Raw genomic sequence first — 21,252 nt, forward strand, 5'->3', positions numbered from 1 at the left:
GAAGAGACATGCGCAAGAAAGAATTAAAGCTGGTTGTGACATTTCACACGACCACAGATGCGATGGCTATGGAGAAAGCCTGTAAAGAAGCAGGAGCTCCTGGCAGACTGATTCCTGTACCGCGTGAGATTTCGGCGGGCTGCGGTTTATCATGGTGTGCAGGAATAGAGGATCGTGACACGATCCGGAAGGTGATAGAAAGCATTGGTGTGCAGGAACAGGAAATGCATGAATTAATGGTATAAAAATGGTTCGAGATCAGATGGTCTCGAACCGTTTTTTTATAATCCATTTACAAATGCATCCAGTACATGTGGCAACAGGGAATCACTCTTTTCTGTCAGAGAGAATTTCCCTTTTACGAGTGACCAGTCGTACAGCAGTGCGCGCTCGAACATGGCATAGATATCCATCAGATCTTTAGCAGAGGAAGTTGGTGCAAATTCACCGGAGTCCAGTGCATTCTGTATGATCTCGCTAAGCCATACATAATAAAAGCGCTTGTGATCGGACAAAGAACGTTTGTCTTTAGTGACCAGCTGGGCTGAATACAGATAAGCAACCAGGCTGACGTCAATACTGGTTTCAATCATATAAAATAATTCATGATTTAAGAATAATAATTTGTCGTAGGACGATAAGTTGGGGTCTACTACATTATATAATTCTTCATATTTTTCATCAAACAGATAAGACAAGGTATTCAAAAGCCCTTCTTTACTCTTGAAATAATGATAAAAGGTGCCTTTCGATGTCTTGGATGCTGTGATGATGTCTTCTACTGTGGTGTCGTCATATCCGTTTTTGTAAAACAGATTCCATGCAGACTTAACGATACGGCTTTTTGTGGATTGTCGTTTCCGCGGCATATAATCATTCCCCTTCTGTTATGTATAATGTGTGGAGAGATAACCGATAGATGGAACAGGTTTATACCTTCTAAAAAAGGCGAGTTCTATTAAGAACCCGCCTTCGGTTGCTCTCCAAGCGATTATATCACAGATTAACCAATTAAGAAACCATATTTTAACTTGTCTTCCGGATCGATCAGGTATGTACCAACACCTGTCAGGTTAGCTGTACCTGTGATCATAGGAATGACTGCATCGTAATCACCGATCTTGGTTTCTTCTTTAATAACACCCTTGAAAGTGGTTCCGATGAAGCTTTCGTAGATAAATTCTTCGCCAATACCGATCTCGCCCCATTTGTGCAGAGTAGCAAGCTTAGCACTTGTACCTGTTCCGCATGGTGAACGGTCAGCCTGAGCATCTCCGAATACTACGACATTTCTCATGGTAGCATGATCCGGATTAGGAGTTGGTCCGTAGAACTCTACAAGGTCAACTTCTGTGATGTCCAGTGTCGGATGCTGAATTTCAACCTGCTCGTTGATCAGGTCGCGCATCTTCATGCCGAGAGAGATGTACTCCGGTACTGTCTTAGCATTGATAGGTCCAATGTCAAGCTTAGTGGTGTCTACAAGTGCGAAGAAACTTCCGCCGAATGAGATGGTATAAGGAATCTCTTTTCCGTCAACATTAACGGTAAGGTTATCCTTATATACAAATGCAGGTACGTTAGTAAGTGTAACACCAGTTACCTTTCCGTTCTTAACGTTTGCAGTTGTACGAATGAGTCCGGCAGGTGCCTCCAGAACTACGCTGTTCTCTCCTTCGTGAGATTCAACGAGTCCAGCCTCGATTGCTACAGTAACAGCTCCGATGGTGCAGTGTCCGCACATGTTCAGGTATCCGCCTGTATCCATGAAAATAACACCAAGATCAGCCTCTTTATCGATTGGCTCGCAGAGAAAAGCTCCGAACATATCATGATGTCCTCTAGGCTCTAACATAAGAGCTGTACGAACATGATCATAATTCTTTTCCATCCAATCTTTCTTCTCGATCATTGTGTTGCCTTCTGGTTCAGGGAATCCTCCGATGACCATACGACAGAACTCACCAACTGTGTGCGCATCTACTACCTGAAGTGCAGCCTCAAATCGGTCAAAGTTCACATTTGCTTTCAATTCCATAGCATTACCCTCCTTTAAAGTCATAATTTATAGATAAATTCTATAAATGCCATAAATGAAAAAATAACAAGTATTGATAAAATCTATGATAATGTATTTGTAAAAAAACAATTTAATACGGTAAAATGATGAAATATTAACAAATAGACCGTATTCTATAACCCGGTCTAGTCTGTCGTCTAGTACCGGGTTCAATCTTTCTATACTCATTATGGCTGAAATGCCTTGAAAAGTCAATGGTTTTTTGATATTATAAAAATGTGAAAAAGCTCTTGAAATAAGGCTTTTTATGTGTTGTCTTAAGTAGGCATGATATGTAATACGGGGGTAGATGGGCAACTGGTGTGCCTCCTGGTCTTCAAAACCAGTGTTGGGCGTTAGGAGCGTCCTGGGTGGGTTCGATTCCCACATGCCTCCGCCAAAAGAAAGCTATTGAAGTATATAGAAAAAGATAGTCTTTTGACAAACGTGATAAAAGTTTGACAGACTAAATTGCCTATAGATTTTACCTATAGATACAATCGGATAAGTTGGGCGGGATAGGTTCAAAGTATTTCGTCTTTACTTAATATAATAATCAAAGTATGAGAAAAGGAGATGTGTGTCATGGAAAAAGTACAGTTATTATTACGTCAGCACGTAGGTGCACCTTGTGCCCCATGCGTAGCTGTAGGTGATAAGGTAAAAAAAGGTACATTGATTGCCACACCAACAGGCTTGGGAGCTAATATCTTCTCAAGCGTTTACGGTGAAGTATCTGAGATCCTTGAAGACCGTATCGTCATCAAGGCAGATGCAGAACAGCCAGATGAGTTCGTGCCGATTGATGTGCCGGAAGATGCATCAAAGCTTGATATGATCAAGGCGGCTGGTATTGTAGGTATGGGTGGAGCGGGATTCCCGACAGGAATTAAGCTGAATATCGACTTATCCGCAACAGAGCAGGGTGAGTTCAGAGAGGATATCAACCCAGAACTTCCAAAAGACTTCAAACTGGAGCACAGCTACATTCTGATCAACGACTCTGAGTGTGAGCCGGGTCTTGCTCACAATATTAAGCAGACCATCGAGCAGACAGACAAAGTTATCCGTGGAGTAAAATACTGCATGGAGATTACAAAAGCAGATAAAGCAATCTTTGCTATTAAGAAGAAGAACAGAGAAGCAGTTCTTGCACTTCTGGATGCTTTGAAGGATGAGGAGAACATTTCTGTTCATCTGCTTCCGGATATCTACCCAATGGGTGAAGAACGTGCAGTAGTTCGTGAGTGTCTGGGCGTTAACCTTGATACCACACAGCTTCCGTCAGCAGCAAGATCGGTTGTAATCAACCTCGAGACAGTTGCTAAGATCGCTGAAGCAATCGAAGAGAAGAAACCATGTATTTCTAAGAATGTTACAGTTCGTGGTAATATCAAGGGTGGCAACGCAGCTCATGTATTCATGGACGTTCCGGTTGGTATCTCTGTAGGAGAGCTGATCGAGATGGCAGGCGGACTTGATAAAGATGATTCAGTTGGTGAGATCATCATGGGTGGTGCGTTCACAGGACGTGCAGCAGAACTTGATGAGCCTACAACTAAGACAACAGGTGCAATTCTTACAACATATAGAATGCCTGATCTTACAGATAAAAAAGTTGGACTTCTTGTCTGTGCATGCGGCGGCAATGAAGCTCGTATGCGTACAATCGCTGAGAAGATGCATGGAGAAGTTGTTTCTGTATGCAGATGTAAACAGGCAATCGAGAACAAGCCGGGTGCACCACTGAAGTGTCTGCGTCCAGGTAACTGCCCGGGTCAGGTTAAGAACAACATGCAGTTCAAGAAAGATGGATGTGAATACATCATCATTGGTAACTGTTCAGACTGTTCTAACACGGTTATGGCTTCTGCACCACAGATGGGACTTAAAGTATTCCATCAGACAGACCATGTGATGAGAGCAATTGGTCATGCACAGTATCGTCAGCTTACAGTATCTAAGCAGGTTGACCAGGATATCAACGTAGAAGACTAATTGGCAGTATTAGCGGTATAATTCGCATAGGGAAGCGAACTACCCCGATATTCTAATCCCGAAGCGATTATATATAATATGGAGAAATCTATAAATAAACAAGGAGGTAAATGTTATGTCAATCACAGCTGAAACAGCGAAACAGCACGCAAATGATCCTGCAGTGTTATGCTGTAGAGCAGAGGCTGGAATCACTATTGAGCCAGCCAACCTTGAAGATCCGGCGATCTTTGATGAACTGGTAGACTCAGGATTACTGAATCTTGACGGATGCCTGAAGATCGGTCAGGTTTTGGGCGCTAAGCTTACAAAAACAAGTGATTCTTTGAGCCCACTTACAGCAGATAATATGGAGGGTTACAAAGACTCTGTAGAAGAGGAAGCAGCACCGGTAGAGGAAGCAGCAGCTCCTGTAGAGGAAGCAGCAGCACCGGTAGCAGCAGCTCCAGTTGCAACAACAGCAAAAGTTGCAGGCGGAGTTCTGAAAATCCACATTGGAGAAGGAAAAGACATTGATCTTTCAATTCCGGTTGGTGCGCTTGGCGAAGGCGGTTCTGAAGTAGTAGAGGTTGCTCCGGCAGCAACAGCAACAGCGGCGGCTCCAGTTGCAGCTCCTACAGCAGAGACATTAGCAACAGAAGGAAAGGTTGTAAGAAGCCTTACAAGAAAACATTTTGCAATCACAGAAGTTAAGAGAGGACCGGAGACAACAATCGAAGGAACAACACTTTACATTCGTGAAGGCATTGAAGCGGATGTAATCGCAGATTCTGAGCTTGTTAAAGATTTTCATCTGGAAATCATCACACCAGCTCAGTACCACACATATTCAGAGACCATCATGGACGTTCAGCCAATCGCTACAAAAGAAGGAGAAGCTAAGATCGGTCAGGGCGTTACAAGAGTAATCGATGGCGCTATCATGATGCTGACTGGTACTGATGAAGGCGGAGTTCAGATCGGTGAGTTCGGTTCTTCAGAGGGATATATGGACGAAAACATTATGTGGGGACGTCCGGGATGCCCAGATAAGGGTGAGATTTTCATCAAAGGTAATATCGTAGTTCAGGCTAAGACAAACATGGAACGTCGTGGACCTATGGCTGCACATACAGCATTTGATATTATCACACAGGAAATCCGTGAAGCACTGAAGAAACTTGAAGATGATCAGGTAGTAGATACAGAAGAATTTACACAGGTTCGTCACCCAGGACAGAAGAAAGTAGTTATTTGTAAAGAGATCATGGGACAGGGCGCTATGCATGATAACTTCATCCTGCCAGTAGAGCCATGCGGAATCCTTGGAGCAAGAGCTAACGTTGACCTTGGTAACCTGCCTGTATGTATGAGCCCACTGGAAGTTCTTGATGGATGTATCCATGCTCTTACATGTATCGGACCTGCATCTAAAGAGATGACAAGACATTACTGGAGAGAGCCACTGGTACTTGAGGCACTCGCTGATCCAGAGATCGACCTTTGTGGTGTAATCTTTGTTGGATCTCCACAGATCAATGCTGAGAAGTTCTACGTATCTGAGAGACTTGGTCAGACAGTAGAGATGATGGATGTTGATGGAGCTTTCGTTACAACAGAAGGTTTCGGAAATAACCATATCGACTTCGCTAGCCACCACGAGCAGATCGGTATGAGAGGAGTTCCTGTAGTAGGACTTTCATACTGTGCAGTTCAGGGAGCACTTGTAGTTGGTAACAAGTACATGACAGCAATGGTTGATAACAACAAATCAGAAGGCGGTATCGAGAACGAGGTTCTTGGTAACAACACACTTTGCCACGAAGATGCAATCCGTGCTCTTGAGATGCTCAAGGTACAGATGGCAGGCGAGACAGTGAAGCCGGCTGAGAAGAAATGGAATCCAAATGTTAAAGCTTCTAATATAGAGGCAATTGAGGATGTGCTGGGACACAAGCTTGATCTTGTAGAGAACGAGCAGAATCTTCCACTTAGCCAGAAGCGTATTGACAAAGGATATAACTAGAAAAGGTGTTTTAAATGAATGACGAACGTTTGAAATATGGTGACAGAATCATATATATGGAAGGTATCTGCGTGGATGTTGATGATTGCAGCATCAGCGTCGATCTGAAAGGAAGACTGGGCTTTTTTAAAGCTCCGAAGAGAATGTTTATCTGCGATACTGAGCCGAAGATCGGTCAGGAATTCGGATGGCATATGAGTTTTCCGGAACAGCTTGGGCCTGAGATCCATGAAAAGTACGTCAGCAATTTAGAAAAAGAGCGTCGTAAACAAGCGGAAATGAACGCTCGGTCGAAGAAAGAGGAGGAATAAAAATGAGTTTAACGGTTGTTAAAGGATTACAATCAGAAATCTTCGTTCCAATTACTCCACCGATGGTATGGACACCAGTAGAGAAAGAATTGAAAGATATGACAGTTGCGCTTGCTACAGCAGCAGGTGTACATCAGATTGATCAGGAAAGATTCAACCTTGCAGGTGACTTCACATGGAGAAAGATCGATGATAAGTGCCCATCAGACAAATTGATGGTATCCCATGGTGGATATGATAACAGTGATGTTAACAAAGACATTAACTGTATGTTCCCAATTGACAGACTTCATGAATTGGTAGCAGAAGGATTTATCAAAGCTACAGCTCCTTACCATGCTGGATTCATGGGTGGTGGCGGAAACCAGGAGAAGTTCAAGCACGAGACTGGTCCGGCAGTAGCAGCAATGCTTAAAGAGGAAGGCGTAGATGCGGCAATCCTCACCGCTGGATGAGGTACCTGCCACCGCTCTGCAGTATTGGTGCAGAGAGCGATTGAAGAGGCTGGAATTCCTACAGTTATTATTGCAGCCCTTCCACCAGTCGTACGTCAGACTGGTACACCACGTGCGGTTGCTCCGTTGGTTCCGATGGGAGCTAATGCAGGTGGTCCACACAATGTGGAACAGCAGACAGCTATCGTTAAAGCTACTCTTCAGCAGCTGGAAGAGATCCAGACACCTGGAAAGATCGTACCACTGCCATTCGAGTATGTTGCTAAGATCTAATAGTTAGTCGTTAGATTAAAAGGGAAATGGCGTAGCCATTTCCCTTTCTTATTACCTGATTTAATTGTAAGAAAAGTAAGAACAAATATCTGAAATGATTGAAATAATTTGGGATTATGGTAAAATATAATTAGATAATTTGGAGATTAGAATCTGAAATATGAGTCAGAAGGAGGAGCTCTATTATGGCAGTTGAAGAGAAAAAACTACGCCGGCTCACGATTAAGGCGTATCATATGGATACAGTTGTGATGGGGGATCGCAACGATATTACGACAGGCGGTAAGATGACCGTGTGTAAAGACATCATTCCGGATTTACTAAAGAATGCGAAGTATATTAAAGATATTGATATTCAGGTGATCCAGCCGGGTGAACATGACCGGTGGACGAATACGATCATGGATATCATCCCGATTTCGACAAAGGTACTTGGAGTGCTTGGAGAGGGGATCACACATACAATTACAGGGGTATATGTGATGCTGACCGGAGTAGATGTGAATGGAAAGCAGTGTCATGAATTTGGCTCCTCTGAAGGTAATCTGAAGGATCGGCTGGTGCTTAACCGGGCAGGTACACCAGGGGATGATGATGTGATTATTTCCTTTGATGTAACACTTGCAGCGGGAATGGGACAGGAGAGGCCTGGTCCGACGGAAGCACATCTGTTATGTGATAAGTTTATTGATATTTTTAGAGCAAAATTGAAGAACTTTAATGGTAATCAGTGTACAGAAAAGCATGTCTACAATGATGTGGTGCGTCCGGGTGGTAAGCGTGTGTTGATCATTAAGCAGGTAGCCGGACAGGGCGCGATGTATGATACTCATTTGTTCCCGAAAGAGCCATCCAGTTCAGAGGGAACCAAGTCGATTATTGATATGGAGAATATGCCGGTGATGATCACACCAAATGAATACAGAGACGGAATCATCCGCTCTATGCAATAAGGAGGAAGAGAATTATGGGAATTGGACCATCGACCAAAGAGACTACATTACATCATTTTAGAGATCCTCTGTTGGAAGTGGTATCAGAGGATACAGACCTTGATCTTCTTGGAATCCTTCTTGTGGGAACACCGGATGGTAATGAAGAGAAGATGTTCGTAGGAACAAGAGCTGCTGTTATGGCAGAATGTATGAGAGCAGACGGAGTTATTATTTCCTGCGATGGCTGGGGCAACAGCCACGTTGACTATACGAACACTGTGGAGCAGATTGGTAAAAGAGGTATTCCGGTAACGGGAATTACATTTAACGGTACAGTTGCTCAGTTCGTAGTTGTGAATGACTATCTGGATGCGATTATCGATATTAATAAGAGCGCGGACGGAACAGAGACGGACGTTGTGGGCGAGAATAACATGACCAGATTAGACTGCCTGAAAGCAAAGGCTCTGTTGAAACTCAAGATGCAGAAGAAAGAACGCGAAGAAAAAGCAATTAAATAAAGATATACATACAAAGGGAAATGCATTTCCTGAAAGTGGAAATGTATTTCCCTTTTGCTATGGAAGACTGGAAGGGGATGTGGCTATAAGATGGAGAATATGAATAAGGAGCTTCAGGAAGATCGCAGAAAGAATCATTATGTGGTGGAAACAAAACGTGACACCAGGCTGATGCTGACATTTATAGAATTTAAGAACAGGGTGGAACATCCGGCAGCTACGGTTTATATGATTGCAATGGGCGTGATGTTGATTGGTTTGATGTATAAGCAGGCAGATAGCATTGCAATGGTTGGAAAAGTAATTGGCTATATATTTGGTGCGGTACTGATATTGATGGGGTTGTTCCGAAAGTATATATCGGTGTATTTGATGAAGAGTAATCCGCAGGTTAATGTAGATGAAGAGATAACATATCTATTTGGTAATACCGGTATAAGAGCTGATAAGCCACAAGAAGGGACGGAAGAACACCTTGCTAATTATAAAGAGGTGTATTGCGTCTGGGAAGATGAAGCAGACTTTTATCTGGGAATGAATAATGATGATCTGATTGTGTTACAAAAGGCGAATTTTACTACAGGAGAGGCATCTTTGTTCAAAGATTTTATTCTGGAGAAGAGTGGGGCTAAATATATATGGAAGCCTGCGAAGTTTGTAAATGTCTGCAAGAATGCAGTGCTTAAGGCGAAAATCAGAGCTACACAGATGCAGATGGCAACGGATCAAGATAATAAAGAAGAAAAATAAAAGAATTCATTCAATGAAAAAGGAGTTTGAATCATAAGATTCAAACTCCTTTGTATTTACTATATTTAGTTTTCTTGAATGTTGCCTATGCTGCATCGCCCTTCTTGATTGCATCATGCAGATACAGGAATGATGTGATGTATACAACAACAACGATAACCTTTGTCAGAACATTGATATCCATAGAACCTACGAATTTGTAAGCTACGTATACACCAATTGCTCCAAAGATAGCCTGTGTCCAGCAGGCAACTGGATCAAAACGCCCAGCTGAGATGAATTTCGGACCATTACCGAAAGCCATCAGGAATGCACAAGATCCCATCATAGCCGGGAATGCACAACCTGCATTCATTCCGAGTGCAAGTACCATAGCCATACAAGGTGCATACAGACCTACACCGATACTCATAAGAGCACCAAAGATGAAGTTACCAACAACAGCAACTACAAGCTTGATTCCACGAAGTCCAAGTGCCTCACCCTGTGTACCGAACGGACCAACGCCCAGGTTCTTCATAAGAACTACAGAAGCAAGGATAAACAAACCAACGAACAGAGCATAACGTACTTTCTTACGGTCGAACTTAGATACGACATCAGCCATAACAAATGATCCGAGAATAGATACAACAATCATCAGAACGAGTGTCAGAATATCCATCTCAACAAAACCGAAGAACAGGAAAGCCTCTACACATACAGGAACGGTATCACCTACGTTAAGGGTACCAGGTACTAAGATGTCGTCTACTGCCTTAGTAAATTTGAATCCAGCTGATGAAGGTGCAAAAGAACCAATTCCTAAAGTATCGAAGAAGTTAGCAAAGAAACCGATGATACATGTGGCGATTAAGTTTTTTGGCTGTAATCCGCGTTTCCACAGTTCTTCACCGTTAAGTTCAAGCTCAGGATCCTTTTCAGGATTAGCACGAAGCTCTTTAGTTTTCTTAGCCATAAGGATAACGTTGAGAAGAATACCGATTACACAGAGTGCCTTCAAAATGTACATTGCCATAAAACATCCCTCCAGATTAATATAAAATTGTAAATGTGCAAAGTGATCACGCCTATATATGTACGTGAATCTGACACCCCGATTTGTCAAATTCACTATAGAAATATGTGTCACTTTCTTTAATTTGATTGTATCAGTCTCCTTGTTAAAAGTCAATCAATATGGTGCAAATAATTAAATTTTTCTTAAGCAAAACTAGAATATGGACTAGAATTTGTACTAGACTGGATTCTAGTAGACAAAACGTTACGGGGCAGTTCTTTTTTATACATCTGGAAATTCCGTGCTCTTTCTCTTGAGATAGCTGCAGCATAAGATGTAATAATATAGACATTAGAAAAACTAATATATACAAATATTAAAAAAATGACAATAATGCATATAAAAATAAATTGACAATAAAAATAAGTATAGTACTTAAATAAGATTGAAAATAGATTGCTTAATTTGAGGAACGATATGCTCTTGGTGATAAGTGATAGTTATACCGATATTAATATATATAATTTCAATATTGACTTTAAAATAGCGCGATGATAAAATTTAAATAAAGATGAAGTGTGGGTAATTGATATTAAGTAACATGACTTGCGCATGTTATGGATGGAAATGGGGGCAATTTTATGGAACAGAAACAAGAAAAATTTAGTACCATAGGGTATATAGCTGCTGCTCTGGGTATGTGTATTGGAACTGGTAATGTGTGGCGCTTTCCTCGAATCTGTGCGGCGAATGGAGGCGGAGCTTTTATTCTGGCCTGGACAATTGCGATGCTGGTTTTTGCTGTTCCGCTTCTGTCGACGGAAATGGCGATCGGTAAAAAGGTGAGACTTGGATGTATTGGATCTTTTCGTGATTTCGGCGGAAAGAAATATACATGGATGGGATTTTTTGTAGTTGCGGTTTGTTTCTTCCTTATGAGCTATTATTGTGTGCTTCAGGGATACTGCCTTAAATATGCTGTGAAGTCCGTTGCTTCATTTGAGACGAATCTGACAACAGATACTACGGCGGCGATCTGGACCTCATTTACAGATTCGCCGGCACAGGTGATTTTCTTTCATGCGATCGGATTTGCGTTAGCCTGTTTTATTGTGTATCAGGGGATTGCAGGTGGAATTGAAAAGTTCTGTAAAGTTGCAATCCCGGCATTGTTTGCGATTCTTGTTGGGCTGTCAATCTATGCAGTGACATTAAAGGGCGCAGATCAGGGGCTTCAGTATTTGTTTACAATTAAGAAAGAGTATATCCTGAGTCCGAATACCTGGATCCAGGCGTTTATTCAGGCTGCTTGGAGTACCGGAGCGGGATGGGGCTTTATTATCACATATTCTAATTATGTAGGAGAAGATGAGGATATCCCGACCAGCTGTCTGATCATGGGGCTTGGCGATAACCTCGGAGCAATTCTGTCCGGACTTGTTGTAATTCCGGCAATCTGCGCACTTTCTGCAACACCGGAAGCGGCAACGGAAGCATTGAGCCAGGGTAATTTCGGACTTACATTCATTTACATCTATCAGTTGTTTACAACGATTCCTGGTGGAAGATTCATTTCGTTTATTTTCTTTGGACTGCTTGCGATTGCAGCGATTACTTCGCTTTTCTCAATGATCGAAGTTGGGGTGAAGTGTGTGGTAGATATGGGTGTTGGTCGTAAGAAAGCTGTTGTAGGCGTTTGCTTCGCAGGTTTCGTGGCAGGATGCTTCTCGGCATGGTCTCTGAATAATATTGATAATCAGGACTGGGTATGGGGACTCGGACTTCTCGTTAGTGGAGCCTTTATAGCAATTCTTGCAATCAAGTATGGTGTAGAGAAGCTAAGAACAGAAGAAGTCAATGCGAAGGGTGCAGAGATTCGCCTTCCGAAATGGTACTTTAATACATGTATGCGCATCATGCCTGTATTGGTAGTGATTATGGTTGGCTACTGGCTGCTTCAGACAAAGGAATGGTTCCCGGATACATGGCTGAATCCATTTATTATTCAGGATAATACAGGTACTGTACTGTTGCAGTTTGGTGTGGTGATTGTTGTTGGTATTGCGCTTAGCAAGTTCTTCAACCGCAAAACAGCAAAAGGTCGGATAACAAAAGAAGAGAACTGCAGGTAGAATTGTGAAAGAAGGTGTTCTTTATGACGATGGATGCAATTATTATGATGATAATTACAGTGGTAGGTTACATTGGTGGTTTTAGCTATTTTATGATAAGGGTCTTTAAGAAAGAAAAAAGCAAAGCGATGAGATAGATTTGCTATTACTCACCACCTGAAGAGGTGGGAGTCTTCTTGACTGAGATAAATATCCTCCCGGATTGATATTGGAATATATTGATCTGGGAGGATATTTTTATGGAAATTTTGAGATATAAAAAGCAATCGGTTAATCATCCAGAAGAAAGTCTTTGGCGTACTTTAGGAATATCTTGGTGGCTGGTGATAAGGCATCCTGGGATGTGAATGCCAGTCCAAGTTGTCTGTAAACTTTCGGTACTAACGGACGTACAGCAAAATCCCCGACCTGCCCGCGGAGCAGAAGCCCCGGAAGTATTGTCATTCCTAATTCGTGTTCTACCATTGAAATGGAACTAAATTCGTTGATGGTGACATAGCGGATATCTGGTTTGATCTTATATTGCTTCAAAATGCGATGAACGTCATTGCCCGGCGTGTAGTCGGTAACAACGAAAGGAGCGTCCTGAAACCATTCCAGAGGGATTTTCCCCTGTTTGGCGAATTCGTGTGAGGAAGGAACTACAGCGTAAAGTTCATCGTCCATGACCGGCAGGAACTGATAACGCTGATTCTTCTGGTAACTGATGAATCCGATGTCAACCCGTCGGTTTTCAATCCACTCTGCCAGATCACCCTCGGTTCCCTCTATAATCTTGAAGCGGATGTCAGGATAACTTTTTTGAAATTCGCGGATAATCTTAGGAATCCAGTGGATCGAACAGCTGAGATATGTGCCGATACGGATCGTGCCGACCTGCGCGCCTTTCAGTGAAGCGATTTCCTGGTTGATCTCTTCGTCGGCGTTCAAAAGATTCCGGATGGCAGGAATTAATGCTTTTGCTTCTTTGGTCAATGTGACGCCGTGATTATCCTTTATAAATAGAGAAAAGCCAACTTCTTTTTCAAGCGTTTTCATCATCTGGGTAATGCCGGACTGTGTGTAGCCCAGCTCTTCGCCTACGCGGGTAAAGCTGCCGTAGTCATCTGCGGCAAGCATGACTTTCCATCTTTTTGTATCCATGTAATTCCCTTCTTTCCTATTATAATGGATATATGATATGATGGTAAAAGAAGAATCCTTAACCATAACGTTTCCTTATATATAACATGATATAATATAATGGCACAATGGTCAATGGCAATAGAAATGGATATTTCTGGATAACAGGTATGGTTTTTGAATGTGAAAAGTGTAAAAATACCGGACTCGGGATTGTATGTAAAAAAGTACAATAAAAACAAAAAAAACCTTGCAAATATAAAAGATATCCGATATACTGAAAAAGCTGTGACATTGATAGCTGTGAAGCGCGAGGTTGCCGTCTGAAAATGACGGGTTTTCCGTGGAGCGAATGTCAAGTTAGGAAACTGGCGACAAGTCACTGTACGAAACTATAACGGCCACTGAGATGTGGTAACAACGTGTGAGTTTCTCACGACACACACGGGAGAGTGTACAGTCACCGCTTGTCGTACTGAAGTTAAAAGTACGAAAAGGAGGCGACTTTTTTTATGGCAAGTCAAGTAATGAGAATCACTTTGAAAGCGTATGATCATCAGCTGGTTGATGCGTCCGCTAAGAAAATTATCGAAACTGTAAAGAAGAATGGAGCACAGGTGAGTGGACCGGTTCCGCTTCCAACTAAGAAGGAAGTTGTAACAATTCTGAGAGCCGTTCACAAATACAAAGATTCCAGAGAACAGTTCGAGCAGAGAACTCATAAGAGACTGATTGATATCATCGCACCTACACAGAAAACTGTAGATGCACTGTCCAGACTGGAAATGCCGGCTGGTGTTTATATTGATATCAAAATGAAAAACAAATAAGCAGTCCTAACATTTAGGATGAACACTCATGTAGTGTTCCGCTGTAAATCAAGGAGGTAATTATAATGAAGAAAGCTATTTTGGCTACGAAGGTCGGAATGACTCAGATCTTCAACGAAGACGGAGTACTGACTCCTGTAACAGTTCTTCAGGCTGGTCCTTGTGTAGTAACACAGATCAAGACTGCAGAGAATGATGGATACAGTGCAGTACAGGTTGGTTTTGTTGACAAGAAAGATAAGACAGTTAACAAAGACAAAAATGGTAAAAAAGAAATCGTTCATCGTCACGGTGTGACAAAGGCTGAGCAGGGACATTTTGCAAAGGCTGGTGTTACAAGCAAAAGATACGTGGCAGAGTTCAAATTTGAGAACGCTGATGAATATGCACTGGCTCAGGAAATCAAAGCTGATATCTTTGAGGCTGGTGACAAGATCGATGCAACTGCAATCTCTAAAGGTAAAGGATTCCAGGGCGCGATCAAGAGACACAATCAGCACAGAGGACCTATGACACATGGTTCTAAGTTCCACCGTCATGCTGGTTCCAACGGAGCTGCATCTGATCCGAGCAAGGTATTCAAAGGAAAGAAGATGCCAGGACAGATGGGTAACAAGAAGATCACAATCCAGAATCTTGAGGTTGTTCGCGTAGACGCTGAAAAGAACCTACTTCTGGTTAAGGGATCTGTACCGGGACCAAAGAAATCTTTAGTAACAATCAAAGAGACAGTAAAGTCTGGCAAGTAGGCTTTAACTAAGGAAAGGAGGAACGCTAGAGATGGCAAACGTAGCAGTTTACAATATCGAAGGTAAAGAAGTTGGTACAATGGAACTGAACGATGCTGTATTTGGTGTAGAAGTTAACGAGCACTTAGTACACATGGCAGTTGTTAACCAGCTTGCAAATAAACGTCAGGGTACACAGAAAGCTAAAACACGTTCTGAAGTATCTGGTGGCGGAAGAAAACCATGGAGACAGAAAGGAACAGGTCATGCAAGACAGGGTTCTACAAGATCTCCACAGTGGACAGGCGGCGGAGTAGTATTCGCACCGACTCCAAGAGATTATTCATTCAAGATGAATAAGAAAGAGAAGAGAGCTGCTCTGAAATCTGCGCTTACAGCAAAGGTTGAAGAGAACAAGTTCATTGTTATCGACGAGATCGCACTTAGCGAGATCAAGACAAAGAGCATTGCTAACATGCTGAAGGGCTTAGATGTAAGCAAGGCACTGGTTGTTCTTGAAGATGGTAATGTAAATGCAGAGATCTCTGCTAGAAACATTGCTGATGTTAAGACAGCTAAGACAAATACAATCAACGTATTTGACGTTCTGAAATATAACACAGTAGTAGCTACTAAGGCTGCTGTACAGGCAATTGAGGAGGTGTACGCATAATGGCAAACATTCAGTATTATGATGTAATCCTTAAACCAGTAGTAACTGAGAAGAGCATGGAGCTGATGGGTGAGAAGAAATACACATTTCTGGTACACACAGAGGCAACAAAGTCTCAGGTAAAAGAAGCTGTAGAGAAAATGTTCGCAGGAACAAAAGTAAAGAGCGTTAACACCATGAACCTTGACGGAAAACAGAAGAGAGTACGTGGAACATGGAAGTTCGGTAAGACAGCTAAGACTAAGAAAGCAATCGTTCAGCTGACAGATGACAGCGCAGATATCGAGATTTTCGAGGGACTGTAAGAACGAAACTGAGTATACGGTGCAATTCCGTGAGATGAATAATTAGTAATTCGAAAGGAGAAGTAATCATGGGAATTAAGACATATAACCCATATACGCCTTCCAGAAGACAGATGACTGGATCTGATTTTTCAGAGATCACAAAGAAGACTCCTGAGAAATCTCTGCTGGATTCTAAGAGCAGACAGGCAGGACGTAACAACCAGGGTAAAATCACAGTTAGACACCGCGGAGGCGGAGCTAAGAAGAAATACAGAATCATCGACTTCAAGAGAAGAAAAGATGGTATTCCGGCAACTGTAATCGGAATCGAGTACGATCCGAACAGAACAGCTAATATCGCACTGATCTGCTACGCAGATGGTGAAAAAGCATATATCCTTGCACCAGCTGGACTTACAGATGGTATGAAGATAATGAATGGACCTGAAGCAGAGGTTAGAGTAGGTAACTGCCTTCCTCTTTCAGAAATTCCGGTAGGTACACAGATCCACAACATCGAGCTGTACCCTGGAAAAGGTGGTCAGCTTGTTCGTTCCGCTGGTAACAGCGCGCAGCTGATGGCTAAAGAAGGCAAATACGCAACACTTCGTCTTCCATCAGGAGAGATGAGAATGGTTCCGATCGTTTGCCGTGCTTCTATCGGTGTGGTTGGTAATGGAGACCACAGCCTGATCAACATTGGTAAAGCAGGACGTAAGCGTCACATGGGTATCAGACCTACAGTACGTGGTTCTGTTATGAACCCTAACGACCATCCGCACGGTGGTGGTGAAGGTAAGGCTGGAATCGGACGTCCAGGTCCGTGTACTCCTTGGGGTAAACCGGCACTCGGCCTGAAGACCCGCAAGAAGAACAAGCAGTCTAACAAGCTGATCGTAAGAAGACGTGATGGTAAAGGTATTAAATAATAGATTCGCAAGGAGGTAGAACCATGGCTCGTTCACTTAAAAAAGGACCATTCGCAGACGCTAGTCTGCTTAAGAAGATTGATGCTATGAACGCATCTGGCGACAAGTCAGTTATCAAGACCTGGTCTCGTCGTTCTACAATCTTCCCAAGCATGGTTGGACATACAATCGCCGTTCATGACGGAAGAAAACACGTACCGGTGTATGTGACAGAAGATATGGTTGGACACAAGCTTGGAGAGTTTGTTGCAACCAGAACATACAGAGGACACGGAAAAGACGAAAAGAAATCTAAAGTTAGATAATTAACAGTATTTGAAAGGAGGGTTCATCCATGGCTAAAGGACATAGATCCCAGATCAAGAGAGAAAGAAATGCTAACAAGGACACAAGACCTTCAGCAAAGTTATCTTACGCTAGAGTGTCAGTTCAGAAAGCATGCTTCGTATTGGATGCCATCAGAGGTAAGGATGTACAGACAGCACTTGGTATTTTAACTTACAATCCAAGATATGCTTCAAGCTTAATAAAGAAATTATTAGAGTCAGCAATCGCAAACGCTGAGAACAACAACGGTATGAGCGCTGATAACCTTTACATTGCAGAAGCTTATGCAAATAAAGGACCAACAATGAAGAGAATCAGACCTAGAGCCCAGGGTAGAGCTTACAGAATCGAAAAGAGAATGAGCCACATTACACTGGTACTGGATGAAAGATAAGGAGGGCAATCATGGGACAGAAAGTTAATCCTCATGGCTTAAGAGTCGGTGTTATCAAGGATTGGGACTCTAAGTGGTATGCTGAGAAGGAATTCGCAGATTACCTTGTAGAAGACCATGAAATCAGAACATTTCTTAAGAAGAAATTATATAGCGCTGGTGTTTCTAAGATTGAGATCGAAAGAGCATCTGACCGCATCAAGATCAGCATTTACACTGCTAAACCGGGCGTAGTTATCGGTAAGGGCGGTTCTGAGATCGAAAAAGTAAAAGCTGAACTTGCTAACTACACAGACAAGAAGTTGATTGTAGATATCAAAGAAGTTAAGAGACCTGACAAAGACGCTCAGCTCGTAGCTGAGAACATTGCACTGCAGCTGGAGAATCGTATTTCGTTCAGACGTGCTATGAAGTCTTGCATGTCCAGAACAATGAAGTCCGGAGCACTTGGTGTGAAGACATCTGTTTCAGGACGTCTGGGTGGAGCTGATATGGCTCGTACAGAGTTCTACAGTGAGGGAACAATCCCGCTTCAGACACTGAGAGCAGACATTGACTACGGATTCGCTGAGGCCAATACAACTTACGGAAAAGTTGGTGTTAAGGTATGGATTTACAAAGGCGAAGTTCTTCCGGAAAAAACAGCTAAGGAAGGAGATAGATAATCATGTTAATGCCAAAAAGAGTTAAACGTCGTAAACAGTTCCGTGGATCCATGAAAGGAAAAGCTCTTCGTGGAAACACTCTTTCATATGGTGAATTTGGTATTGTTGCAACAGAACCTTGTTGGATCAGATCTAACCAGATCGAGGCTGCCCGTGTTGCTATGACTCGTTATATCAAGCGTGGTGGTAAAGTTTGGATTAAGATTTTCCCAGATAAACCAGTAACTACAAAACCAGCTGAAACACGTATGGGTTCCGGTAAAGGTACCCTTGAGTACTGGGTAGCAGTTGTGAAGCCAGGCCGCGTAATGTTCGAGATCGCAGGCGTATCTGAGGAAGTTGCAAGAGAGGCACTTCGTCTTGCTACACACAAATTACCTTGTAAATGTAAAATCGTTTCTCGCGCAGACTTAGAAGGCGGTGATAACAGTGAAAATTAATGCATTTGTAGAAGATTTAAAGACAAAATCAGCTGCAGAGCTGAATGAAGAATTAGTAGCTGCTAAAAAGGAACTCTTTAACTTGAGATTCCAGAACGCAACAAACCAGTTAGACAATACCAGCAGAATCAAAGAAGTTAGAAAGAATATCGCAAGAATCCAGACTGTGATCACTGAGACACAGAGAGGTTAATTAGCTTCTTAAAGAAAGGAGTAAATGTCGTGGAAAGAAATCTTAGAAAAACACGTGTAGGCAAAGTTGTCAGCAATAAGATGGATAAGACTATCGTAGTTGCTGTAGAAAATCATGTGAAACATCCACTTTACAATAAGATTGTAAAAAGAACTTATAAATTAAAAGCTCACGATGAAGAGAACACATGCAACATCGGAGATATTGTTAAAGTTATGGAGACAAAGCCAATCTCTAAGGATAAGAGATGGAGACTTGTCGAAGTTATGGAAAAAGCGAAATAGTATAAGGAGGGAAACCTGCAATGATACAGCAAGAAAGCAGATTGAAAGTAGCGGATAATACAGGTGCTAAAGAGTTACTTTGCATCCGCGTGCTTGGCGGCTCAACCAGAAGATATGCAAGCATTGGCGACGTTATTGTTGCAACTGTTAAAGATGCAACACCAGGCGGCGTTGTTAAAAAAGGCGACGTTGTGAAAGCTGTAGTTGTTCGTACTGTAAAAGGTACTCGTCGTAAAGACGGATCTTACATCCGTTTTGATGAAAATGCTGCTGTAATTATTAGAGACGATAAGAACCCAAGAGGAACCCGTATCTTTGGGCCAGTAGCGAGAGAGCTTCGTGACAAACAGTTTATGAAGATTGTTTCCTTAGCTCCGGAAGTACTTTAAGGAGGTGCGATCACAAATGGCGACAATGAAAATCAAAAAAGGCGATATGGTTAAAGTAATTGCCGGAAAAGATAAAGATAAAGAAGGCAAAGTTATCGCTGTTAATCATAAAAATGGAACAGTCCTTGTCGAAGGCGTCAATATGCTGACAAAGCACACAAAACCAAGTATGGCTAACCAGAATGGTGGAATCATTCACCAGGAAGGACCGATCGACGCATCTAACGTTATGTACCTTCACAAAGGTGAAGCTACAAGAATCGGTTTCAAGATGGATGGCGACAAGAAGGTTCGTGTTGCTAAGAAAACAGGCGAAGTAATTGATTAATTTGAGGAAGGAGGTCCAGAGCTTTGAGTAGCAGATTAAAAGAACAGTACCAGAACGAGATCGTTGATGCAATGATCAAGAAGTTCGGTTATAAGAATATTATGGAAGTACCAAACTCGATAAAGTTGTTATCAACATGGGTGTTGGTGAAGCAAAAGATAATGCAAAAGCTTTAGATTCAGCAATCGCTGATATGGAGAAGATCACAGGACAGAAAGCCGTTGTTTGTAAGGCTAAGAAGTCAGTGGCTAACTTCAAGATCAGAGAGGGCATGGCAATTGGATGCAAGACTACCTTAAGAGGAGATAAGATGTACGAGTTCGTTGACCGTCTGGTTAACCTTGCTCTTCCACGTGTACGTGACTTCAGAGGTGTTAATCCGAATGCATTTGACGGAAGAGGAAATTACGCTCTTGGTATCAAAGAGCAGCTTATCTTCCCAGAGATCGAGTACGATAAGGTAGATAAGGTTAGAGGAATGGATGTTATCTTCGTAACAACTGCTAAGACTGACGAAGAAGCAAGAGAACTGCTGAAACAGTTCAACATGCCATTCACAAAATAAGGAGGTAAATTATGGCTAAGACAGCAATGAAAATCAAACAGCAGCGCAAACCAAAATTCTCTACAAGAGAATACAGCCGTTGCAGAATCTGCGGACGTCCACATGCGTATTTGAGAAAATATGGAATCTGCCGTGTTTGCTTCCGCGAACTGGCTTACAAGGGACAGATCCCAGGCGTAAAGAAAGCTAGCTGGTAAACATTAGAAAAGGAGGATACAGATCCATGACTATGAGTGATCCAATTGCAGATATGCTTACAAGAATTCGTAATGCGAATACTGCTAAACATGATACAGTAGATATTCCTGCATCTAAGATGAAGATCGCAATCGCTGATATTCTGGTAAATGAAGGATATATCGCAAAATATGACATCGTAGAAGACGGAGCGTTCAAGACAATCCGTGTAACACTGAAGTATGGTGTTGATAAGAATGATAAAGTTATTACAGGTCTTAAGAGAATCTCTAAACCAGGTCTGCGTGTATACGCTAACTGCGAAGAGCTTCCTAAAGTTCTTGGAGGACTTGGAACAGCTATCATTTCTACAAATCAGGGCGTAATCACAGACAAAGAGGCTAGAAAAGCCGGTGTAGGTGGAGAAGTACTTGCATTTGTATGGTAGGCACTGAACACTTGGCAAAGCCAAGCGTCCAGCG

28 protein-coding genes, 1 tRNA gene and 1 pseudogene are annotated in these 21,252 nt (G+C 42.3%); 26 read left to right on the forward strand and 4 right to left on the reverse strand.

Going from position 1 to position 21,252, the window contains the following annotated elements; translation table 11 throughout:
* Nucleotides 1-8: 8 nt before the first annotated feature.
* Nucleotides 9-245, forward strand: a complete 237-nt coding sequence (locus DXA18_RS02115) for a DUF3343 domain-containing protein (RefSeq protein ID WP_118382477.1) — start codon at nt 9-11, stop codon at nt 243-245.
* Nucleotides 246-281: 36 nt separating this feature from the next.
* Here the strand turns inward: DXA18_RS02115 and DXA18_RS02120 are convergent, their stop codons facing one another.
* On the reverse strand, nt 282-869 hold the full coding sequence (locus DXA18_RS02120; protein WP_118382478.1) for a TetR/AcrR family transcriptional regulator: 588 nt from the start codon (nt 867-869) through the stop codon (nt 282-284).
* 134 nt (nt 870-1,003) lie between these two features.
* Nucleotides 1,004-2,038: a proline racemase family protein gene (locus DXA18_RS02125; RefSeq protein ID WP_118382479.1), complete on the reverse strand. Its 1,035-nt coding sequence runs from the start codon at nt 2,036-2,038 to the stop codon at nt 1,004-1,006.
* A 323-nt stretch (nt 2,039-2,361) separates the two neighbouring features.
* Here DXA18_RS02125 and DXA18_RS02135 point away from each other — a divergent pair.
* From DXA18_RS02135 to DXA18_RS02170, 8 genes are all read left to right on the forward strand, one after another.
* Nucleotides 2,362-2,459, forward strand: a tRNA-Sec gene (locus tag DXA18_RS02135).
* A 185-nt stretch (nt 2,460-2,644) separates the two neighbouring features.
* Nucleotides 2,645-4,057 carry a proline reductase-associated electron transfer protein PrdC gene (locus tag DXA18_RS02140; RefSeq protein WP_118382481.1) on the forward strand — a complete coding sequence of 471 codons (1,413 nt, stop codon included), beginning with the start codon at nt 2,645-2,647 and terminating at the stop codon, nt 4,055-4,057.
* A 115-nt stretch (nt 4,058-4,172) separates the two neighbouring features.
* Nucleotides 4,173-6,062, forward strand: a complete 1,890-nt coding sequence (prdA, locus tag DXA18_RS02145; protein WP_118382482.1) for a D-proline reductase (dithiol) proprotein PrdA — start codon at nt 4,173-4,175, stop codon at nt 6,060-6,062.
* 14 nt (nt 6,063-6,076) lie between these two features.
* Nucleotides 6,077-6,373: a CBO2463/CBO2479 domain-containing protein gene (locus DXA18_RS02150; RefSeq protein WP_118382483.1), complete on the forward strand. Its 297-nt coding sequence runs from the start codon at nt 6,077-6,079 to the stop codon at nt 6,371-6,373.
* A gap of 2 nt (nt 6,374-6,375) precedes the next feature.
* Nucleotides 6,376-7,101, forward strand: a complete 726-nt coding sequence (gene prdB / locus DXA18_RS02155; RefSeq protein ID WP_118382484.1) for a D-proline reductase (dithiol) protein PrdB — start codon at nt 6,376-6,378, stop codon at nt 7,099-7,101.
* Between the two features lie 185 nt (nt 7,102-7,286).
* Complete coding sequence (gene prdD / locus DXA18_RS02160; protein ID WP_118382485.1) at nt 7,287-8,054, forward strand: proline reductase cluster protein PrdD; 768 nt, start codon at nt 7,287-7,289, stop codon at nt 8,052-8,054.
* A gap of 14 nt (nt 8,055-8,068) precedes the next feature.
* Nucleotides 8,069-8,557 carry a glycine/sarcosine/betaine reductase component B subunit gene (locus DXA18_RS02165; RefSeq protein ID WP_118382486.1) on the forward strand — a complete coding sequence of 163 codons (489 nt, stop codon included), beginning with the start codon at nt 8,069-8,071 and terminating at the stop codon, nt 8,555-8,557.
* A 90-nt stretch (nt 8,558-8,647) separates the two neighbouring features.
* On the forward strand, nt 8,648-9,307 hold the full coding sequence (locus tag DXA18_RS02170; protein ID WP_118382487.1) for a YcxB family protein: 660 nt from the start codon (nt 8,648-8,650) through the stop codon (nt 9,305-9,307).
* Nucleotides 9,308-9,392: 85 nt separating this feature from the next.
* On the opposite strand, the gene DXA18_RS02175 is transcribed toward DXA18_RS02170, so the two are convergent.
* Nucleotides 9,393-10,325: a permease gene (locus DXA18_RS02175; RefSeq protein ID WP_243006997.1), complete on the reverse strand. Its 933-nt coding sequence runs from the start codon at nt 10,323-10,325 to the stop codon at nt 9,393-9,395.
* A gap of 623 nt (nt 10,326-10,948) precedes the next feature.
* Between DXA18_RS02175 and DXA18_RS02180 the strand changes: the two genes are divergently transcribed.
* A complete protein-coding gene (locus DXA18_RS02180; RefSeq protein ID WP_118382488.1) occupies nt 10,949-12,439 on the forward strand; it encodes a sodium-dependent transporter in 1,491 nt (496 codons plus the stop codon).
* A 270-nt stretch (nt 12,440-12,709) separates the two neighbouring features.
* Here DXA18_RS02180 and DXA18_RS02185 read toward each other — a convergent pair whose 3' ends face one another.
* Complete coding sequence (locus DXA18_RS02185; RefSeq protein WP_243006998.1) at nt 12,710-13,648, reverse strand: LysR family transcriptional regulator; 939 nt, start codon at nt 13,646-13,648, stop codon at nt 12,710-12,712.
* A gap of 425 nt (nt 13,649-14,073) precedes the next feature.
* On the opposite strand from DXA18_RS02185, the gene rpsJ reads away from it, so the two are divergent.
* From rpsJ to rpsH, 16 genes and pseudogenes are all read left to right on the forward strand, one after another.
* Complete coding sequence (gene rpsJ, locus DXA18_RS02190; protein WP_118382489.1) at nt 14,074-14,391, forward strand: 30S ribosomal protein S10; 318 nt, start codon at nt 14,074-14,076, stop codon at nt 14,389-14,391.
* A gap of 65 nt (nt 14,392-14,456) precedes the next feature.
* Nucleotides 14,457-15,140 carry a 50S ribosomal protein L3 gene (gene rplC / locus DXA18_RS02195; protein WP_118382490.1) on the forward strand — a complete coding sequence of 228 codons (684 nt, stop codon included), beginning with the start codon at nt 14,457-14,459 and terminating at the stop codon, nt 15,138-15,140.
* Between the two features lie 31 nt (nt 15,141-15,171).
* Complete coding sequence (rplD, locus tag DXA18_RS02200; RefSeq protein ID WP_118382491.1) at nt 15,172-15,792, forward strand: 50S ribosomal protein L4; 621 nt, start codon at nt 15,172-15,174, stop codon at nt 15,790-15,792.
* Complete coding sequence (gene rplW / locus DXA18_RS02205; protein ID WP_118382492.1) at nt 15,792-16,097, forward strand: 50S ribosomal protein L23; 306 nt, start codon at nt 15,792-15,794, stop codon at nt 16,095-16,097. The genes rplD and rplW overlap by 1 nt, the downstream gene beginning before the upstream one ends.
* 68 nt (nt 16,098-16,165) lie before the next feature.
* Nucleotides 16,166-17,008, forward strand: a complete 843-nt coding sequence (rplB, locus tag DXA18_RS02210) for a 50S ribosomal protein L2 (RefSeq protein ID WP_118382493.1) — start codon at nt 16,166-16,168, stop codon at nt 17,006-17,008.
* A gap of 23 nt (nt 17,009-17,031) precedes the next feature.
* The gene (gene rpsS, locus DXA18_RS02215) at nt 17,032-17,313 is read left to right on the forward strand and encodes a 30S ribosomal protein S19 (RefSeq protein WP_118382494.1); all 282 of its coding nucleotides are present in this window, start codon (nt 17,032-17,034) and stop codon (nt 17,311-17,313) included.
* 29 nt (nt 17,314-17,342) lie between these two features.
* Nucleotides 17,343-17,729 (forward strand): 50S ribosomal protein L22, encoded by a 387-nt coding sequence (rplV, locus tag DXA18_RS02220; RefSeq protein ID WP_118382495.1) that lies wholly within the window; start codon nt 17,343-17,345, stop codon nt 17,727-17,729.
* 11 nt (nt 17,730-17,740) lie between these two features.
* Nucleotides 17,741-18,394 (forward strand): 30S ribosomal protein S3, encoded by a 654-nt coding sequence (gene rpsC, locus DXA18_RS02225; protein WP_118382496.1) that lies wholly within the window; start codon nt 17,741-17,743, stop codon nt 18,392-18,394.
* A gap of 2 nt (nt 18,395-18,396) precedes the next feature.
* Nucleotides 18,397-18,834 (forward strand): 50S ribosomal protein L16, encoded by a 438-nt coding sequence (gene rplP / locus DXA18_RS02230; protein WP_118382497.1) that lies wholly within the window; start codon nt 18,397-18,399, stop codon nt 18,832-18,834.
* Nucleotides 18,824-19,027: a 50S ribosomal protein L29 gene (gene rpmC, locus DXA18_RS02235; protein WP_118382498.1), complete on the forward strand. Its 204-nt coding sequence runs from the start codon at nt 18,824-18,826 to the stop codon at nt 19,025-19,027. Before rplP ends, rpmC begins: the two co-directional genes overlap by 11 nt.
* 29 nt (nt 19,028-19,056) lie before the next feature.
* Nucleotides 19,057-19,311, forward strand: a complete 255-nt coding sequence (gene rpsQ / locus DXA18_RS02240; protein ID WP_118382499.1) for a 30S ribosomal protein S17 — start codon at nt 19,057-19,059, stop codon at nt 19,309-19,311.
* Nucleotides 19,312-19,331: 20 nt separating this feature from the next.
* Nucleotides 19,332-19,700, forward strand: coding sequence for a 50S ribosomal protein L14 (gene rplN, locus DXA18_RS02245; RefSeq protein WP_118382500.1), 369 nt, complete (start codon nt 19,332-19,334; stop codon nt 19,698-19,700).
* A 16-nt stretch (nt 19,701-19,716) separates the two neighbouring features.
* Entirely contained in the window at nt 19,717-20,028 is a 312-nt protein-coding gene (gene rplX, locus DXA18_RS02250) for a 50S ribosomal protein L24 (RefSeq protein ID WP_118382501.1), read from the forward strand.
* Between the two features lie 71 nt (nt 20,029-20,099).
* Nucleotides 20,100-20,593, forward strand: a pseudogene (rplE, locus tag DXA18_RS02255) (50S ribosomal protein L5).
* Nucleotides 20,594-20,604: 11 nt separating this feature from the next.
* Entirely contained in the window at nt 20,605-20,790 is a 186-nt protein-coding gene (locus DXA18_RS02260) for a type Z 30S ribosomal protein S14 (RefSeq protein WP_118382502.1), read from the forward strand.
* 26 nt (nt 20,791-20,816) lie between these two features.
* On the forward strand, nt 20,817-21,218 hold the full coding sequence (gene rpsH, locus DXA18_RS02265; RefSeq protein ID WP_118382503.1) for a 30S ribosomal protein S8: 402 nt from the start codon (nt 20,817-20,819) through the stop codon (nt 21,216-21,218).
* Nucleotides 21,219-21,252: the final 34 nt, after the last annotated feature.

Origin of the sequence: Dorea sp. AM58-8, assembly GCF_003464045.1 — a bacterium.
Lineage (GTDB): Bacteria > Bacillota > Clostridia > Lachnospirales > Lachnospiraceae > Claveliimonas > Claveliimonas ammoniilytica.

What these genes read in the sequence shown, in the direction of transcription:
- rpsS (WP_118382494.1), top strand. Translation starts at nt 17,032, where the DNA reads ATGGCTCGTTCACTTAAAAAAGGACCATTCGCAGACGCTAGTCTGCTT.
- DXA18_RS02175 (WP_243006997.1), bottom strand. Translation starts at nt 10,325, where the DNA reads ATGGCAATGTACATTTTGAAGGCACTCTGTGTAATCGGTATTCTTCTC.
- DXA18_RS02120 (WP_118382478.1), bottom strand. Translation starts at nt 869, where the DNA reads ATGCCGCGGAAACGACAATCCACAAAAAGCCGTATCGTTAAGTCTGCA.
- rplP (WP_118382497.1), top strand. Translation starts at nt 18,397, where the DNA reads ATGTTAATGCCAAAAAGAGTTAAACGTCGTAAACAGTTCCGTGGATCC.
- rplB (WP_118382493.1), top strand. Translation starts at nt 16,166, where the DNA reads ATGGGAATTAAGACATATAACCCATATACGCCTTCCAGAAGACAGATG.
- DXA18_RS02125 (WP_118382479.1), bottom strand. Translation starts at nt 2,038, where the DNA reads ATGGAATTGAAAGCAAATGTGAACTTTGACCGATTTGAGGCTGCACTT.
- DXA18_RS02180 (WP_118382488.1), top strand. Translation starts at nt 10,949, where the DNA reads ATGGAACAGAAACAAGAAAAATTTAGTACCATAGGGTATATAGCTGCT.
- rplD (WP_118382491.1), top strand. Translation starts at nt 15,172, where the DNA reads ATGGCAAACGTAGCAGTTTACAATATCGAAGGTAAAGAAGTTGGTACA.
- rplW (WP_118382492.1), top strand. Translation starts at nt 15,792, where the DNA reads ATGGCAAACATTCAGTATTATGATGTAATCCTTAAACCAGTAGTAACT.
- rplX (WP_118382501.1), top strand. Translation starts at nt 19,717, where the DNA reads ATGGCGACAATGAAAATCAAAAAAGGCGATATGGTTAAAGTAATTGCC.
- rpsH (WP_118382503.1), top strand. Translation starts at nt 20,817, where the DNA reads ATGACTATGAGTGATCCAATTGCAGATATGCTTACAAGAATTCGTAAT.
- DXA18_RS02170 (WP_118382487.1), top strand. Translation starts at nt 8,648, where the DNA reads ATGGAGAATATGAATAAGGAGCTTCAGGAAGATCGCAGAAAGAATCAT.
- DXA18_RS02260 (WP_118382502.1), top strand. Translation starts at nt 20,605, where the DNA reads ATGGCTAAGACAGCAATGAAAATCAAACAGCAGCGCAAACCAAAATTC.
- DXA18_RS02185 (WP_243006998.1), bottom strand. Translation starts at nt 13,648, where the DNA reads ATGGTTAAGGATTCTTCTTTTACCATCATATCATATATCCATTATAAT.
- prdA (WP_118382482.1), top strand. Translation starts at nt 4,173, where the DNA reads ATGTCAATCACAGCTGAAACAGCGAAACAGCACGCAAATGATCCTGCA.
- DXA18_RS02140 (WP_118382481.1), top strand. Translation starts at nt 2,645, where the DNA reads ATGGAAAAAGTACAGTTATTATTACGTCAGCACGTAGGTGCACCTTGT.
- DXA18_RS02150 (WP_118382483.1), top strand. Translation starts at nt 6,077, where the DNA reads ATGAATGACGAACGTTTGAAATATGGTGACAGAATCATATATATGGAA.
- DXA18_RS02165 (WP_118382486.1), top strand. Translation starts at nt 8,069, where the DNA reads ATGGGAATTGGACCATCGACCAAAGAGACTACATTACATCATTTTAGA.
- prdD (WP_118382485.1), top strand. Translation starts at nt 7,287, where the DNA reads ATGGCAGTTGAAGAGAAAAAACTACGCCGGCTCACGATTAAGGCGTAT.
- rpsC (WP_118382496.1), top strand. Translation starts at nt 17,741, where the DNA reads ATGGGACAGAAAGTTAATCCTCATGGCTTAAGAGTCGGTGTTATCAAG.
- rplN (WP_118382500.1), top strand. Translation starts at nt 19,332, where the DNA reads ATGATACAGCAAGAAAGCAGATTGAAAGTAGCGGATAATACAGGTGCT.
- rpsJ (WP_118382489.1), top strand. Translation starts at nt 14,074, where the DNA reads ATGGCAAGTCAAGTAATGAGAATCACTTTGAAAGCGTATGATCATCAG.
- DXA18_RS02115 (WP_118382477.1), top strand. Translation starts at nt 9, where the DNA reads ATGCGCAAGAAAGAATTAAAGCTGGTTGTGACATTTCACACGACCACA.
- rplC (WP_118382490.1), top strand. Translation starts at nt 14,457, where the DNA reads ATGAAGAAAGCTATTTTGGCTACGAAGGTCGGAATGACTCAGATCTTC.
- rplV (WP_118382495.1), top strand. Translation starts at nt 17,343, where the DNA reads ATGGCTAAAGGACATAGATCCCAGATCAAGAGAGAAAGAAATGCTAAC.